The organism is Neobacillus drentensis (genome assembly GCF_036966985.1).
GTDB classification, from domain to species: Bacteria; Bacillota; Bacilli; order Bacillales; family Cytobacillaceae; genus Neobacillus; species Neobacillus drentensis_E.
Genome location: NZ_JBALSN010000241.1, coordinates 1 through 15,867 on the forward strand (window position 1 = coordinate 1; position 15,867 = coordinate 15,867).

A 15,867-nucleotide genomic window follows, 5' to 3' on the forward strand; every position below is an offset into this window, starting at 1 on the left:
TTTTTGGAGAGTGGGGTTCGGTTTGATGTGATTCTCTCGAATCCACCTTATATTCCGCTCGGGGATATCACGACGATGTCGGAAGTTGTGACGGAGCATGAGCCTCACCGGGCGTTGTTTGCGGGGACGGACGGCTTGGATTTTTACCGCCGCTTTATGGCCGAGCTGCCGCAGGTGTTAGAGACGCGCGCGCTGGTTGGTTTCGAGATTGGGGCCGGTCAGGGCGAAGCGGTAGCAGAGCTTTTGCAAAAGACTTTTGCTGGTGCGAAGGTAGAGATTGTGAATGATATTAATGGCAAGGACCGGATGGTGTTTGCTGAAATTGGCTTCGGAGATTAGTTTCCGAGGCCTTTTTTTTAAAGGCCGCCATGAAAATTGCCAACATGAATCTCTGAAAAATATCAAAATTTAATAGTTTAAGATTCTGGCATTTTGTCCAAAATGAAGATATCGAAGGGACGGTGCTTGAATTGAAAAGTAAAATGATTGTTTGGGGATATCTTATCGTTTTATCATTTGGGACGATGTTGAATTTATATATGCCAAAGACGGAAGCAGCACAGAAGGAGTCGATTGTGATTCCTGGAGAAGCGATTCGGCTAAGGATTCTTGCCAATAGTGATTTTGAAAAGGACCAGGCGATTAAACGGAAGGTACGCGATGCGGTGAATGCGCAGATTACACTGTGGGTACAGGATTTAACTTCGATGGAAGAGGCAAGAAAGGTCATCAATGCGAAGCTTCCTGAGATTCAAGCGATTTCGGAAAAAGTGGTTCGTGATCAAGGGTCAACACAATCCGTGAAGGTCGAATTTGGCAAAGTTCAGTTTCCAACGAAATTATATGGTCAATTTTTATATCCAGCAGGAGAGTATCAAGCGATTTTGATTACCTTAGGTTCAGGTGAAGGGGCGAACTGGTGGTGTGTGCTTTATCCGCCATTATGCTTCCTTGATTTTTCAAATGGTGTGGCTGTAAGTGATGGGTTTGAAGAGAAGAAGGCGAAGGCAAAAACAGTAAGTCCGGAAAAGCAGAAGGTAAAGGTGGAAAAGGTAAAAGAACAGGCTGAGACGGTGAAGGATGAAGAAAAAGAGGTTAAGGCTGAGTCTAAGAGAAAAGTCGCTAGGGTCAACGAGGAAACCGTGGTGAAGGAAGAAAAAGCAACTGTGAAGCATGAAAAAGTAGCAGTGAAGGAAGAAACAGAAGCAGTGAAGCACGAACCAGTTGCAACGGAGAAAGAAAAAGTTGTTGAGAAAAAAGATCAAGTTGTGAAGAAGCCGGAGAGACCAATTGAAAAAGCGGCGCCTGTGTTTAATGTGTTAGAGGTAGAGGATGAAGGAGAGTCGGTGAAAGTGGCTAAAAGTGAGGCGCCTGTCTATACGGCAGAGGATGAAAAGCCGGTAGAAGTGAAGTTTTTCGTGGTAGAGATGTGGGAGAAGTTGTTTAACTAGGCCGGTTCCAATCGTGGAGCTGGTTTTTTGTTGTGCTGTGCTGTGCATATTTTGAATAAAATTTACTAGATTCCCGAATCTAGCGGTTCTATTTTTTCTATTTCATCCATATTCATAGAGTAGAATCTGAAAAAGAGGTGGATGATAGGATGCAGGCATTGATTCGCAGGGCTAAAAAAGAAGACTTAGACAATTTACGAGCGTTTTTATCGCGAGCGAACCTGGGGACGGATGGATTAAATGATGACTCGATCGACTATTTTTTGTTGTTAGAAGATGAAGGCGGGACCTTAAAGGGGTCGCTGGGGATGGAGGCGTTCACGGAAGTTGGTTTGTTGCGTTCCCTCGTGGTGTCACCTGGACAAGCTGAGAAGGAAATCTTCGTTCTTTTTGATCAAATGGTGCAATTGGCGAAAGAAAAAGGGATGAAAGGTTTGTTTTTGGCAACTAATAAGAGCGTAGCCTTACCGTTTTTTGAGTTAATGGGCTTTCAGAGAGCCCGCCGGGAAGAATTACCTAGCGAATTTTATCAGTCAGAACATATTCGACACGTTTTAAATGTGGATAACTCACTATTTTTAAAATTTTCATTATAATTGTGGATATATCCACAAAGTTATCCACTTTTTCACGGAAGTTGTGCACAATTTGTGGATAAGACTTGTATTTATGCACACCTTCTTTTATACTTTCAAACGTATTAAGTGAAAAATATGAGTCTAGGTGACTAAATTCGCCAAATTTCGCTAGTAGACTCGTTTGAGATAAAGGTGGATAACTATGAACACGAAAGTCTGGAAAGTGGATAAGTATGTGGATAATCTTGAAAATAATCCACAAGTTGTGGATGCAGCAAATTTTTTACGGGATAACGAAGTGGTTGCCTTGCCGACGGAGACGGTTTATGGCTTGGGCGGGAATGCCGAAAGTGATGTGGCGGTGGAAAAGATTTTTGCCGCGAAAGGCAGGCCGAGTGATAATCCACTGATTATCCACATTGCGGATAAAAATCAGTTGAAGGCATTTGTGGCTGAAGTTCCTGAGAAAGCGGAACGATTAATAGAAGCTTTTTGGCCGGGACCGTTGACGATTATTTTTAAAAGGATAGAAGGCGTTCTCTCAGAAACTGCAACAGCAGGCTTAGCGACGGTTGCGGTCAGGATGCCTGACCACCCTGTTGCGCTGGCACTGTTGAAAAGTTGTGGATTGCCGATTGCGGCACCGAGTGCGAACAGTTCAGGCAAACCCAGTCCAACAACTGCCGAACATGTTTTGGACGACTTAAATGGAAAAATTGCGGGTGTGATTGACGGCGGCCCCCACTGGAATTGGCGTGGAATCAACGGTGGTCGATTGCACGGAGGAGATACCGGTGATCTTGCGGCCGGGCGGGGTAACGAAAGAGCAGCTCAAATCCGTTGTTGGTGAAGTTCATGTTGATGCTGCGTTAACCGATGAAGCGGCGCGGCCGAAAGCGCCAGGCATGAAATACCGCCACTATGCTCCAAACGCCCCGCTTTTTATGGTGTCAGGCACCACGAAATTTCTTCAAGGATTAGTAGAAGAAAAGCGGCAGGAGGGGTTACGAGTCGGAGTGCTGACTACGGAAGAGAATGCCCGGTTGTTCGAGGCCGATGTGGTGCTTACGTGCGGGAAACGGGCTGAGCTTGAGACAGTGGCAGCCTCACTTTATGACACGTTACGAAGATTTAATCTGGAGAAGGTCGATGTCATCTATAGTGAAGTCTTTCCGAACACAGGTGTCGGACATGCCATCATGAACCGCCTTCAGAAGGCAGCGGGAAATAAATTAATTACAGAATAGCATAACCACCAGGTTCGCCCTATTAAAAGGGAGGCCGGTGGTTTTTTTGTGGTGTCAGGCACCATTAATCACACGGAGACGTTGGAAAGGGTGTCAGGCACCAATCGGCATTTTTGTAACAAATTTTGGAATTAGAAGGGTGGGATAAGCCGTATAATAGATGTAAGTGAGGGGGATTCTAGTTCTCCAATATGACTTCTAAAATAGTTTGGACGTGCATATGCTTAGGTTAGTTAGTCCAAGGGGGCGGAGTCCGAATGTCTGAAATGATTAGTGAATTAATAACTTTGATGCTAATGGCGTTTGCGCTAGGGATGGATGCATTTTCAGTCGGGCTTGGCATGGGAATGTACAAACTTCGGCTTAAGAAAATATTCAATATCGGGATAACGATTGGCCTATTCCACGTCTGGATGCCGCTTTTGGGTTTAATAGCGGGAAAATTTTTATCAGAGAAGTTTGGTGCGTTTGCAACCTTTATCGGCGGTTTTCTGCTGATTTTGCTCGGTATACAAATGGTCTGGTCGACCCTTAAAAAGGGGGAGGAGAAGGTCATTTCCCCGGTTGGCTTTGGCTTGTTGATCTTTGCCTTGAGTGTAAGCCTGGATAGTTTTTCTGTTGGACTTACTTTAGGCATTTATGGTGCGAAAACGATCATGGTGATTATCTGTTTTGGTATCATGGCGACCGTGCAAACGTGGTTAGGATTACTGCTCGGCCGAAAGATGCAGGGCTGGGTTGGGGCATATAGTGAAGCAATTGGCGGTGCGATTCTCCTTGCGTTTGGGATAAAGCTGCTCGCCCCGTTCTTGTAAGGAAGAAATCATCGGCCTGCCTATGGTAAAATCATTTACATAAGAATCTTTCAATGAGGAGGTACACACATTGCAGCGCATTTTATTTGTATGCACAGGAAACACCTGCAGAAGTCCGATGGCTGAAGCAATTTTGAAAAATAAACAAATGGATGAGATCGAAGTGAGATCAGCTGGAATCTATGCTGCGAACGGTAGTGAGGCATCCACACATGCGAAAAAGGTGCTCTACGACAATGGAATCGCCCATAATCACCGTTCCAGCTTGTTAACCCGTGACGAGGTCGATTGGGCCGACCTCATCCTCACCATGACATCCTCACACAAGATGGCGATTCTCCAGCAATATCCGGAAGTGGGTACGAAGGTCTTTACCTTAAAGGAATACAGCGGAGAAAGTTTTAATCCTGATGTGGTTGATCCTTATGGCGGATCCCTGGCGATGTATGAACAAACCTTTCGTGAATTAAATGAATTAATTGACAAGGCAATTGGAAAACTAAAGTAATACTTGATGAATGCTCTCTTTCTTTAGAAGAGGGCGTTTATTTTTTAACAGGAACTTTCTATTTCGGTGAGGGTATGTCAAAATAAATCAGGAGAGCGGAAGCGCCTGTTTGTTGCGGGTGCTGCGCTGGGACATACATAATAGAAAAATGAAAAACAGGAGGGATTTTTTTATGAAAGTAGCTTTAGCATCAGACCATGGCGGGGTTAATCTTCGCAAAGAAATCGCCAACCTACTCGTAGAGCTTGGCATTGAATATCAAGATTTTGGCTGTGAGTGTGAAACATCTGTCGATTATCCAGATTACGCACTGCCGGTTGCAGAAAAAGTGGCGAAGGGCGAATTTGACCGCGGCATTCTGATTTGTGGGACGGGCATTGGCATGAGCATTGCGGCCAACAAGGTGAAAGGGATTCGCTGTGCACTGGTTCATGATACATTTAGTGCCAAAGCAACCCGTGCCCATAATGATTCCAATATTTTAGCAATGGGCGAACGCGTCATTGGCCCTGGCTTAGCCCGTGATATTGCTCAAGTCTGGATGACAGGTGAGTTCGAAGGCGGCCGCCATGCTGGCCGAGTTGGAAAAATTGGCGAATACGAGGATAAGCACCTTTAATTCATTTTGATCAGGAGTCGAACGCGAAATCTGTTAGGGGAGGGAAGGCGTATGATTCAAGAATGTGAAAAAGAGCTGGAAGCAATTTTAACAGAATTCAAAGAACAGGCCGATTTGAGACCAGGGCAGCTGCTCGTGATCGGCTGCAGCACTAGTGAAGTGATCGGGGAGCGAATCGGAACCTCTGGGACAGTCGAAGTCGCTGAAATAATTTTTTGCGGCTTGAAAAAACTTCAAGCGGACACGGGTATTGAACTGGCGTTCCAATGCTGTGAGCATTTAAATCGAGCCTTGGTCATCGAACGTGCGGTGGCAGATGCCAAGCGCTTCGATGAGGTTTCGGTTGTCCCTGTCCGAAAAGCAGGCGGGGCAATGGCAACCTATGCCTTTGGGGCGATGGAGGATGCAGTCGTAGTGGAGTACGTTAAGGCAGATGCCGGAATCGACATAGGAAATACCTTGATTGGCATGCATCTAAAACATGTTGCCGTCCCTGTCCGCGTGACGCAAAAAAAGATCGGCCAAGCACATGTCACGCTCGCCAAAGTACGTCCGAAACTAATTGGCGGAGCACGGGCTGTATATGAGCGCGAAACCGACAATTTAAGCTGTACATAAATTTTGTGGTGACTCCCAATTGGGTGTCAGGCACCACTATTAGCTGGTAAATTTTAATAGAATAGAAAAGGTTTGAAGTGAAACACGAAAGTTATATTTAAAAATATAATTTTTGTTCGGGAATTACTGTCTGTATAGGTAAAAAGGTTCAATATGGGTGAAAAAAATAATTAAAAACCGAAAAATGTTTCTCTTTTAATTTATGAGTGTTTCATGCTAAAATAAAAAAGAATTTTCGAAATTGTTAATAGTAGTCACTTACATATAAGGGGGATTTTTTGTCATGAAGCATTTGCCTCAAGCGGATGAACAGGTTTTTCAAGCGATTCAAAAAGAATTAGGTCGTCAACGCTCTAAGATTGAATTAATTGCCTCAGAAAACTTTGTTAGCGAAGCAGTTATGGAAGCACAAGGCTCTGTGTTAACGAACAAATATGCAGAAGGCTATCCTGGCCGACGCTATTATGGCGGCTGTGAATATGTCGATATCGTCGAAGATTTAGCCCGCAACCGTGCGAAGGAAATTTTCGGTGCGGAATATGTGAACGTGCAGCCGCACTCAGGTGCCCAAGCCAATATGGCAGTATACTTCACAGTTCTTGAGCAAGGCGACACTGTCCTTGGAATGAACTTATCCCACGGCGGCCACTTAACTCACGGCAGCCCGGTTAACTTCAGTGGTGTTCAATATAACTTCGTCGAATATGGTGTGGACGAGACAACTCACCGCATTAACTACGATGACGTTCGTGCCAAAGCTCTTGAACACAAGCCAAAAATGATTGTTGCTGGGGCGAGTGCCTACCCGCGTGCGATCGACTTCGCAAAGTTCCGTGAGATTGCTGATGAAGTTGGCGCGTATTTAATGGTCGATATGGCACACATCGCCGGTCTTGTTGCGGCAGGTTTGCACCAAAACCCAGTTCCATATGCGGATTTCGTGACTACAACAACGCATAAAACATTACGCGGCCCACGCGGCGGGATGATCCTATGCAAAGAGGAATTTGGCAAGAAAATCGATAAATCCATCTTCCCTGGGATTCAAGGCGGTCCATTGATGCATGTTATCGCTGCTAAAGCCGTTGCTTTTGGCGAAGCGTTGCAGGACAGCTTTAAAGATTACGCGGGCCAAATTATTGCGAATGCGAAGCGCCTAGCTGATAGTCTTCAAAAGGAAGGCTTGCAGTTAGTATCCGGCGGTACGGACAACCACCTCTTGTTAGTGGATGTAACGACACTTGGATTAACTGGCAAGGTTGCTGAAAAGGTCCTTGATGAAATTGGGATCACAGTGAATAAAAACACGATTCCATTTGACCAACAAAGCCCGTTCGTAACAAGCGGTATCCGTATTGGAACAGCCGCAGTTACAAGCCGTGGCTTTGCTGAAGCGGAAATGGACGAGATTGCATCCATCATTGCATTTACCTTGAAAAACCATGAAGATGCAGCGAAGCTTGAGGAAGCAGCAGGACGTGTCGAAGCTTTAACAAGCAAATTTACCCTATATCCAGAGTATTAAACATCTAAGAATCGGCCTCTAGCGGGCCGATTTTTTTTGAAAAATCTAACTAATTATTCTGATTTGCTCAATGGATTATTTTTCTGTAAAATGAGACGAAGTGTTTGTTAATTAAAAAAAAGGGGCGATAATAGTGGCCAAGGTATTTGTATTCGACCATCCATTAATTCAACATAAACTAACTTACATACGTGATAAAAACACTGGAACAAAGGAGTTCCGCGAGCTTGTTGATGAAGTTGCCACGCTGATGGCGTTTGAAATTACAAGGGATATGCCACTTGAGGATATCGATATCGAAACACCTGTTTGTCCAGCGAAATCCAAGGTGCTTTCCGGTAAGAAAATCGGGATTGTACCAATCTTGCGTGCGGGAATTGGAATGGTCGACGGTATTTTGAAATTGATCCCAGCTGCGAAAGTAGGCCATGTCGGTCTTTACCGCGATCCTGAAACATTGTTGCCGGTTGAATATTATATTAAGCTGCCGAGTGATGTCGAAGAGCGTGATTTCATCGTGGTGGACCCAATGCTGGCAACGGGCGGTTCGGCGATTGAAGCAATTCGCTCCCTGAAGAAGCGCGGCGCAAAACATATTAAATTTATGTGTCTAATTGCGGCACCAGAAGGCGTAGATGCAGTCAAGGAAGCCCACCCTGATGTCGATATCTATATCGCTGCATTAGATGAGAAATTAAATGACCACGGCTACATCGTCCCAGGTCTAGGTGACGCTGGAGACCGGTTGTTTGGTACGAAATAGGATCCTTTTTGAAAAAGTCGAGAATTTACTCGGCTTTTTTTTTGGGGTTTTATTAAAAGAGGTAATTAAAAGGTTTTTTGGAACCCAGTTTATTTTTCAAAATTAGGTTGTTTCCTGGTAAAAAATGTCTAATTGTACAAAACACCTTAAAAATTGTACTAAACCTCTTAAAATTTGTACAAAACTTCTTAAATTTGCACAAAACCTATCCCAAATTGCACATAACCATCAGTTTTTCGTACAAAACTTTAAAAAGGGCAATTTTAAAATTACTAAGGAACAAAAAAACTCGAAATAGGACCTTAAGAAGCTCAAATTCATCAAAATTCAAAATTTGTCCTTAATTTTTAAGTAGGAAATCACACCATTTAATAGAAATTACCCCTGAAACTATAATATGAGGTGAATTTCATGGTCGTTTTAGAATTACAATTACCAATTCAAGCTTACCAGTGTATGGCGCTGCTGCGCAGGTTGCCGAAAAATCATCCAATCAGGCCTACAATCGAGCGCGATCTAAAATCGTGGCTGAAGGGATACTACGGCGAGAAGGAATGCAGCTACTATCTTTCGCTTTTGCCCGAGGATCAATATTACATTTTTCATGGCCTGCGGTTAATTGATAAGAAACCCTTCCAAATCGATTTGGTGGTCCTTTCAACACGGTTTATCTTTATGGGGGAAGTGAAAAATTTATCGACGAAGTTGATTTTTCACAAGGAGTCCAATCATGTTACAAAAGAATTCAATAATGAAGAGGAGGGCATTTCGAATCCGGTCCTTCAGGTCAAGAGGCAGCAAATACAGTTCGTCAATTGGCTAAGAAAAATGCAGTTGCTCGGGCTGCCAATCGAAAGAGTGGTCATTATCAGTAAGTCAACCACTAGAATAGAAACAACGCCAGACAATCTACAAATTTTTAATGATGTCATTTACGCGGAATCACTCTTGGATAAAATCGAAGAAATGGAATGCAAGCACCAAAAACCTGCCTTTAGTAAAAGGAAACTCGCGCAGTTAGTCGACCTCCTTTTAGCCCATCACCAAACTCCTATTCCTGATATTCTCCAAGCCTATAAATTATCCAAAGATGATATTAGCACAGGGGTGTTATGCCCTAAGTGCCCAACCGGTGCGATGGCATTCTATTCAGCTAAGTGGAACTGCCATATTTGTGGGTATTCCTCTAAAATTGCTTTTTTTCCGACGGTCGATGATTATTTCCTCTTGTTAGGACCGACAATAACCAGGAAACAGTTCGCTGAATTTTTGCACATTAACTCCCCCTTCATCGCAGGGCATCAACTGCGGTCGCTCAACCTCCCATCGTCCGGATCAAAACGAGGGACAAAATACACCCTTTCGAAAATCAACTCTTGTGCCCACTTGATGAAAAGGGAATCAATGAATATACGATCCCAACAAAATGACACGCATACTTTCCTCCCTCAATGAAAACGATATGGAAAAAGGGGAAATCTGCTAATGAAACTTCTACTTGCTTTACTGCTAGCTTTTCAAACTCCTAAAATACTCATTCATCCTTCTATTACTGAAAACACAAAGGAAACTACCGCCATTATTATTCTGGACAAACCACAAACTGAACAGCAAATCCGGCAGCTCCTTCAACCATACAAAGACATCAAGCTGCGCCGAGTCTATCACGACGCCCTAGATGGTTTCTCCGTCCAAGGCAGCGCCGAAGCACTCGCCAAACTCGCAACAACCAGCCGGAAACAAATCACCAATGTCTCACCGGTCATTCAGTACCAGGCTGAAACCGAGGAGAGTGTGAAGATTATCGGCGGGGAGGAAGTCCGCAGCCTTTTCGATAAAAAAAATCAACGGCTTACCGGTAAAGGGGTCACGGTGGGAGTAATTGATACGGGTGTCGACTATACGCATCCTGACCTCAAGCGCAACTATGCCGGCGGCCGCGATTTGGTGGACAATGATCGCGACCCGATGGAGACGCTTGCCCTCGGTAAGGCGACCATTCACGGGACCCATGTCGCGGGCATCATTGCGGCCAATGGAAAAATAAAGGGCGTCGCCCCGGAGGCGAAAATTGTGGCATACCGGGCGCTTGGGCCGGGCGGGGGCGGAACGACAGAGCAGGTGCTTGCCGCGATAGAAGAAGCCATCAAGGATAAAGTCGACATTGTCAATCTTTCCCTCGGAAATGATATCAACGGACCTGACCTGCCAATCAGCCTTGCTCTTAACCGTGCGGTCGACCGCGGCATCGTGGCAGTGGCCGCCTCAGGGAATTCCGGGCCAAATGTGTGGAGCGTCGGTTCACCAGGGACGGCCTCAAAAGCGATCTCGGTGGGGGCATCGACGCCAACCCTCGAGACACCATACATATCTATAGAAGGAAGTCGGGAACAATTCCAAATTGAGCCGATGGAGGGCTCGGCCACGTGGAACCTCGACCGTTCCGCAGACTTAGCCGATGGGGGTCTTGGCCGACCCGATGAACTGAAAGACGTCGATGGGAAAATTGTTCTCATCCAACGGGGCATCTTAACTTTCACACAAAAATCGGAAAATGCCCAGAAAGCGGGGGCAAAAGCGGTGTTGATCTACAATAATATCAGCGGGGGCCGCTTCATGGGAAACCTGGACTCTCAGCTGACCATCCCTGTCGGAGCACTCGCGAAGGGTGACGGAGTTATTTTACAAAAAGAAATAAAAAAACAAACGACCTCTGCACGAGTCGTGGTCAGTGAAGATCGGGACCAGCTCGCCGACTTCAGCTCGCGCGGCCCAGTGACAGGGACATGGGAAATCAAGCCAGATATTGTCGCCCCCGGGGTGGCAATTAATTCAACGATTCCGGGCGGATACCTCTCGTTGCAGGGGACGAGTATGGCCGCACCGCATGTCGCGGGGGCTTGTGCGTTAATCAAGCAGGCCCACCCTGAATGGACGCCGGTGCAGATCAAAGCGGCTCTAATGAATACGGCGATTCCTCTGGCTAAATCAAGCAAGGCAGTGAATCCTGGCCAAAGCTATTACCGCACCTTTGAACAGGGCGCCGGCCGCATTCAAGTCGATGAAGCGGTTAAAGCGAACACACTCGTATCGCCTAGCAGTATCCGCTTTGGAAAATTTACCGAGCAGAGTGATGTCCAGAAAGCCTACCTCCATGTAGAAAATACGGGTTCGCGCACCCACCGCTATTCCTTCGATATCCCGCCGCACGTCGATGGGCTCCACTGGCGGCTGCCGTTATCGTTTACGCTTGAACCGAAACAAACGAAAGACATCACTGTGGAGTTAACGGTTGACCCGAACGTGTTTAAGGGGAAAATTCATGACGGCTATCTCAAGCTTCAAGCGGGAGCGGCAGCCGTGCGCATTCCTTATCTTTATGTGTTGGAGGAGCCGAACTATCCGCGCGTGATGGGCTTTGATTTTACGAATGGCGACAAACCGGGGCAGTATCGTTATGAGGTATATTTGCCAGGGGGAGCAGAGGAATTTGGGATTGCGTTGTTTAACCCGGAGGATTACCGCTTTGTCGGCTTTTTAGATACGATTACCAATGTGAAAAAGGGACTAATTCACAGGGACATTCCGACCGAACAGCTTCCACGGGAAGGATCCTATCTGGTGAAGGTTTTTGCAAAAAAAGCGAATAAAGAGGATTTTCTCGAGCGGATGATCACAATTGAGAAAACACAGGAATAACAACCATGCCCTTTCCTGGGCGTGGTCCACTATTTTTATAAACCATAATAAAAGTTCATAAAATTGTACCATTAGTATAATTCTAAACGTTCACAAAATAGACACAAAATGGGCAAATTTCCTTCACATTTTACAATACAATAGGGATGTTGGATAAAGTTCTGATATGGAAAAAAATTCAGCGAATAGTTTGTGGCATAATTCACGTAAATTCATTGACATTGACAGGGCGCTATTGTATGCTAACAAAGGGTGTAAATGATAGGGTTTTCATGTGAAAAAATCTATCTAACGATAGTATTTTGGCTATGAATTTTTACCATTGCCCGCTTGACATTCTCTCCAGAGTGAGGATGTGTTTATATGCGTAAAAACAACCGCAATCCATTTCAAGCTATGGCTTTAATGTCCGCAATCGTCTCCCAATTAGTAGGTTCCATTCTAATAGGTATTTTCTCAGGCAGATGGCTGGATCGTCATTGGGGCACCGAGCCAATTTTCTTAATAATCGGACTGCTCATCGGTCTTGCAGCGGGCACCTATTCCATGCTTCTATCAATCCGCCATTTCTATTCAGGAGAAAAATAACTATGCCAGATTTCAGAGTTATGTACAACAGGCAGCGCAAATGGATTTTTTACTTGTTGTCCATTTATGTTCTAGGCTGGGGCTTCACTTCTTTTCAAACCGTATTTTTAGGACTGATTCTTGGGACATGCTTCAGTTATCTGAATCTGTGGATCTTGGTTAGAAAGACGGAAAGTTTTGATAAAAAGGTAACAGAGGGTAAAAAACCTAAGTCCTTAGGGTCGCTCTCTAGAATGGCGATGGCTGGAATTGCTGCCTTAATCGCCTTAAGATACCCAGAGCAATTCAATATGATTAGTTTAGTGGTAGGGCTAATGACATCCTATATTGTCATTATGATAGATTATTTTTACCATGCTTTGCATGTACATAAATGAAGCGGAAGCGAGGTGAGTTTACATGCATCATGAAGTTCCAGAGTTTGAATTTATGGGTCTTTGGTTTAATGGCGCAAACATGCTGATGATTTCGATTGCTAGTTTAATCGTTTTCTTAATAGCAGTCCTTTCTACACGGAAGTTGGCAATGAAACCTACAGGGATGCAAAACTTCTTTGAATGGGTGATGGACTTTGTGAAAGGGATCATCAACAGCACAATGGACTGGAAAGAAGGCGGGAGATTCCACATCCTTGGTATTACATTAATTATGTATATTTTTGTATCCAATATGTTAGGTCTTCCATTTGCAATCGTGATTGATGAAAAGCTTTGGTGGAAATCACCAACAGCCGATCCGATCATCACTTTAACACTAGCGGTTATGGTATTGGGACTATCCCACTATTATGGCGTCAAGTTAAAAGGTGCAAAGGGTTATGGAGAAGGGTTCTTCGCTCCGATGAAATTCTTGTTCCCTTTGAAAATCATTGAGGAATTTGCCAATACGCTGACTCTTGGTCTGCGTCTATATGGTAACATTTACGCTGGTGAGTTGCTTTTATCACTATTAGCAACAGGATTAGCGCATCAAGGTATTGCCGGTACGATCGCAGCGATTCCGCTGACAATGGTATGGCAAGGGTTCTCTATTTTCGTTGGTACCATTCAAGCTTATATTTTCACAATGTTAACAATGGTTTACTTGGCTCATAAAGTGAGTCACGACCATTAATAATACACCGTTCATTTTTATGAACAATATAAAAAAATAATTTATGTTTCATACATTTAAGGAGGAAAAAAAGTAATGACAGGATCAATTGGTGTTTTAGCAGCAGCAATCGCAATCGGTTTAGCAGCAGTAGGAGCAGGTATTGGTAACGGTCTTATCGTAGGACGTACAGTAGAAGGTATCGCTCGTCAACCAGAACATCGTGGTTTACTACAAACAACAATGTTTATCGGGGTAGCGTTAGTTGAAGCATTACCGATTATCGGGGTAGTTATCGCGTTCATGGTATTAAACCGATAATAGTAACGAAAATTCAGTGGCGATGATCAACCAATCCTCGCCATTCATTTATGTGTTTTTTCTATCGTTAAGCAACTCTTGAAAGGAGTGAACCCAGGGTGTTAACAAACAGTTTTGTTTTAGCGACTGCTGCTGAAGGCGGCGGCCACATTAATACTGGAGATATCTTCTTCCAGCTCATCGTTTTTATTGTTTTGTTAGCCTTGCTCAAGAAGTTTGCATGGGGTCCGTTAATGGGCATCATGAAACAACGTGAAGAGCATATTGGTAATGAAATTAGTGCGGCAGAAAACAGCCGTTTAGAAGCACAAAAGATTTTACAAGAGCAGCGCGATCTTTTAAAGGAAGCTCGTAATGATGCTCAAAACCTAATTGAAGGTGCGAAAAAGCAAGGCGATATTCAGCGTGAAGAAATTATCGCAGCGGCCCGCACTGAAGCTGACCGTATTAAAGAATCAGCGAAACTTGAAATTGAGCAGCAAAAAGAAAAAGCAGTTGCCGCGATTCGTGAGCAAGTTGCGTCTCTGTCTGTATTGATTGCTTCTAAAGTTATTGAAAAAGAAATCACTGCAGCAGACCAAGACCAACTGATTAACGAATATATTAAAGAGGCAGGAGAAGAGCGATGAGCAACTCTATGGTAGCTAAGCGCTACGCGTTAGCTCTTCTAAATATTGCAAAAGAGACGAATTCGCTCGGAGTTATTGAAGAAGAACTTCGTGTAGTGAAAGAAGTTGTACAATACAATCCTGAATTAAAAGCCATCTTAAATTCTTCTAAGCTTTCACTTGAAAAGAAAAAAGAGATTATTAAGACTGCTTTCGCATCAGTTAATGTAAATGTACTGAATACACTGTTGATCTTAATCGACCGCCACCGCGAAGACCAAATCATTGATTTGGCAAATGAATTTTTAGAGTTGGCAAACGAAGAGATGGGCGTTGCCGAAGCTGAAGTTTACAGCACACGTGCGTTAACGGATGCAGAACGCGAAGCCATTTCATCTGTATTCGCTGCTAAAATTGGCAAAAAGTCACTAAAAATTGAAAATATCGTAGATTCCAACTTGCTTGGCGGCATCCGCCTTCGCATTGGAAATCGTATATATGACGGGTCATTAAGAGGTAAACTCGATCGTTTAGAACGTAAATTGTTAAGCTAGATTCGAAAGATTAGGGGTGAAACTCATGAGCATCAAAGCTGAAGAAATTAGTTCCCTGATAAAAAAGCAAATTGAAAACTATCAGGCGGAAATTCAAGTAACTGATGTTGGTACAGTTATCTCAATCGGTGACGGTATCGCACGTGTTCACGGCCTTGACAATGTAATGGCTGGAGAACTTGTTGAATTTTCAAATGGCGTTATGGGTATGGCACAAAACCTAGAAGCTAATAACGTCGGTATTATCATTCTCGGACCTTTCACTGAAATCAAAGAAGGTGACGAGGTTCGCCGTACAGGACGCATCATGGAGGTTCCGGTTGGTGAGGAACTTATTGGACGCGTTGTTAACTCACTTGGACAACCAGTTGATGGTATGGGTCCAATCAACACTACAAAAACACGCCCAGTGGAAGCAGTTGCTCCAGGCGTTATGGCTCGTAAATCCGTTCATGAGCCATTACAAACAGGTATCAAAGCGATTGACGCCCTTGTGCCAATCGGACGTGGTCAACGTGAGTTAGTTATCGGTGACCGTCAAACAGGTAAAACATCTGTTGCTATCGATACGATCTTGAACCAAAAAGGTCAAAACATGATTTGTATCTATGTTGCGATCGGTCAGAAAGAATCTACAGTTCGTAACGCCGTTGAAACACTACGTAAATACGGCGCGTTAGAATACTCAATCGTTGTTACTGCTTCTGCATCACAACCTGCTCCATTGCTTTACTTAGCACCTTACACTGGTGTATCAATGGCTGAAGAGTTTATGTATGCTGGCAAACATGTATTGATCGTATATGATGATCTTTCTAAACAAGCAGCTGCATACCGTGAGCTTTCCTTGCTGCTTCGTCGTCCTCCAGGTCGTGAAGCAT

Annotated in this window: 16 protein-coding genes and 3 pseudogenes; all 19 read left to right on the plus strand. The window is 44.2% G+C overall.

The features are described 5' to 3' along the window. Positions 1 to 339, plus strand: a pseudogene (locus V7659_RS16210) (peptide chain release factor N(5)-glutamine methyltransferase); the annotation flags it as partial. Between the two features lie 143 nt (positions 340 to 482). After that, a complete protein-coding gene (gene spoIIR, locus V7659_RS16215) occupies positions 483 to 1,451 on the plus strand; it encodes a stage II sporulation protein R (RefSeq protein ID WP_420491267.1) in 969 nt (322 codons plus the stop codon). Between the two features lie 149 nt (positions 1,452 to 1,600). Then, positions 1,601 to 2,047: a GNAT family N-acetyltransferase gene (locus V7659_RS16220; RefSeq protein WP_335540875.1), complete on the plus strand. Its 447-nt coding sequence runs from the start codon at positions 1,601 to 1,603 to the stop codon at positions 2,045 to 2,047. Between the two features lie 184 nt (positions 2,048 to 2,231). Further along, positions 2,232 to 3,276: pseudogene (locus V7659_RS16225) on the plus strand (L-threonylcarbamoyladenylate synthase). Positions 3,277 to 3,533: 257 nt separating this feature from the next. Next, positions 3,534 to 4,091: a manganese efflux pump MntP gene (locus tag V7659_RS16230; RefSeq protein ID WP_335540876.1), complete on the plus strand. Its 558-nt coding sequence runs from the start codon at positions 3,534 to 3,536 to the stop codon at positions 4,089 to 4,091. A 70-nt stretch (positions 4,092 to 4,161) separates the two neighbouring features. After that, a complete protein-coding gene (locus tag V7659_RS16235; protein ID WP_335540877.1) occupies positions 4,162 to 4,599 on the plus strand; it encodes a low molecular weight protein arginine phosphatase in 438 nt (145 codons plus the stop codon). 172 nt (positions 4,600 to 4,771) lie between these two features. Further along, positions 4,772 to 5,218: a ribose 5-phosphate isomerase B gene (rpiB, locus tag V7659_RS16240; protein ID WP_335540878.1), complete on the plus strand. Its 447-nt coding sequence runs from the start codon at positions 4,772 to 4,774 to the stop codon at positions 5,216 to 5,218. Positions 5,219 to 5,269: 51 nt separating this feature from the next. After that, positions 5,270 to 5,836, plus strand: a complete 567-nt coding sequence (locus V7659_RS16245) for a TIGR01440 family protein (protein ID WP_335540879.1) — start codon at positions 5,270 to 5,272, stop codon at positions 5,834 to 5,836. 283 nt (positions 5,837 to 6,119) lie between these two features. Further along, positions 6,120 to 7,361 carry a serine hydroxymethyltransferase gene (glyA, locus tag V7659_RS16250; RefSeq protein WP_335540880.1) on the plus strand — a complete coding sequence of 414 codons (1,242 nt, stop codon included), beginning with the start codon at positions 6,120 to 6,122 and terminating at the stop codon, positions 7,359 to 7,361. Positions 7,362 to 7,494: 133 nt separating this feature from the next. Next, the gene (gene upp, locus V7659_RS16255; RefSeq protein ID WP_283876724.1) at positions 7,495 to 8,124 is read left to right on the plus strand and encodes a uracil phosphoribosyltransferase; all 630 of its coding nucleotides are present in this window, start codon (positions 7,495 to 7,497) and stop codon (positions 8,122 to 8,124) included. A gap of 411 nt (positions 8,125 to 8,535) precedes the next feature. Further along, positions 8,536 to 9,579, plus strand: a complete 1,044-nt coding sequence (locus V7659_RS16260) for an NERD domain-containing protein (RefSeq protein ID WP_335540881.1) — start codon at positions 8,536 to 8,538, stop codon at positions 9,577 to 9,579. A 30-nt stretch (positions 9,580 to 9,609) separates the two neighbouring features. Then, positions 9,610 to 11,823, plus strand: a complete 2,214-nt coding sequence (locus V7659_RS16265; RefSeq protein WP_335540882.1) for a S8 family serine peptidase — start codon at positions 9,610 to 9,612, stop codon at positions 11,821 to 11,823. A gap of 363 nt (positions 11,824 to 12,186) precedes the next feature. Beyond that, entirely contained in the window at positions 12,187 to 12,411 is a 225-nt protein-coding gene (locus V7659_RS16270) for an AtpZ/AtpI family protein (RefSeq protein WP_335540883.1), read from the plus strand. Positions 12,412 to 12,413: 2 nt separating this feature from the next. Next, positions 12,414 to 12,788, plus strand: coding sequence for an ATP synthase subunit I (locus tag V7659_RS16275; RefSeq protein WP_335540884.1), 375 nt, complete (start codon positions 12,414 to 12,416; stop codon positions 12,786 to 12,788). A 22-nt stretch (positions 12,789 to 12,810) separates the two neighbouring features. After that, a complete protein-coding gene (gene atpB, locus V7659_RS16280) occupies positions 12,811 to 13,524 on the plus strand; it encodes a F0F1 ATP synthase subunit A (RefSeq protein WP_335540885.1) in 714 nt (237 codons plus the stop codon). A 75-nt stretch (positions 13,525 to 13,599) separates the two neighbouring features. Beyond that, on the plus strand, positions 13,600 to 13,824 hold the full coding sequence (gene atpE, locus V7659_RS16285; RefSeq protein ID WP_088090203.1) for a F0F1 ATP synthase subunit C: 225 nt from the start codon (positions 13,600 to 13,602) through the stop codon (positions 13,822 to 13,824). Positions 13,825 to 13,922: 98 nt separating this feature from the next. Further along, a complete protein-coding gene (locus tag V7659_RS16290) occupies positions 13,923 to 14,453 on the plus strand; it encodes a F0F1 ATP synthase subunit B (RefSeq protein ID WP_283876720.1) in 531 nt (176 codons plus the stop codon). Next, positions 14,450 to 14,986 (plus strand): F0F1 ATP synthase subunit delta, encoded by a 537-nt coding sequence (locus tag V7659_RS16295; protein ID WP_335540886.1) that lies wholly within the window; start codon positions 14,450 to 14,452, stop codon positions 14,984 to 14,986. The genes V7659_RS16290 and V7659_RS16295 overlap by 4 nt, the downstream gene beginning before the upstream one ends. Before the next feature lie 70 nt (positions 14,987 to 15,056). Continuing rightward, positions 15,057 to 15,867: pseudogene (locus V7659_RS16300) on the plus strand (HAS-barrel domain-containing protein); the annotation flags it as partial.

Coding starts and splice junctions, on each gene's coding strand:
- spoIIR (WP_420491267.1), top strand. CDS start 483: ATGATTGTTTGGGGATATCTTATCGTTTTATCATTTGGGACGATGTTG.
- V7659_RS16220 (WP_335540875.1), top strand. CDS start 1,601: ATGCAGGCATTGATTCGCAGGGCTAAAAAAGAAGACTTAGACAATTTA.
- V7659_RS16230 (WP_335540876.1), top strand. CDS start 3,534: ATGTCTGAAATGATTAGTGAATTAATAACTTTGATGCTAATGGCGTTT.
- rpiB (WP_335540878.1), top strand. CDS start 4,772: ATGAAAGTAGCTTTAGCATCAGACCATGGCGGGGTTAATCTTCGCAAA.
- V7659_RS16245 (WP_335540879.1), top strand. CDS start 5,270: ATGATTCAAGAATGTGAAAAAGAGCTGGAAGCAATTTTAACAGAATTC.
- glyA (WP_335540880.1), top strand. CDS start 6,120: ATGAAGCATTTGCCTCAAGCGGATGAACAGGTTTTTCAAGCGATTCAA.
- V7659_RS16260 (WP_335540881.1), top strand. CDS start 8,536: ATGGTCGTTTTAGAATTACAATTACCAATTCAAGCTTACCAGTGTATG.
- V7659_RS16265 (WP_335540882.1), top strand. CDS start 9,610: ATGAAACTTCTACTTGCTTTACTGCTAGCTTTTCAAACTCCTAAAATA.
- V7659_RS16270 (WP_335540883.1), top strand. CDS start 12,187: ATGCGTAAAAACAACCGCAATCCATTTCAAGCTATGGCTTTAATGTCC.
- V7659_RS16275 (WP_335540884.1), top strand. CDS start 12,414: ATGCCAGATTTCAGAGTTATGTACAACAGGCAGCGCAAATGGATTTTT.
- atpB (WP_335540885.1), top strand. CDS start 12,811: ATGCATCATGAAGTTCCAGAGTTTGAATTTATGGGTCTTTGGTTTAAT.
- atpE (WP_088090203.1), top strand. CDS start 13,600: ATGACAGGATCAATTGGTGTTTTAGCAGCAGCAATCGCAATCGGTTTA.
- V7659_RS16295 (WP_335540886.1), top strand. CDS start 14,450: ATGAGCAACTCTATGGTAGCTAAGCGCTACGCGTTAGCTCTTCTAAAT.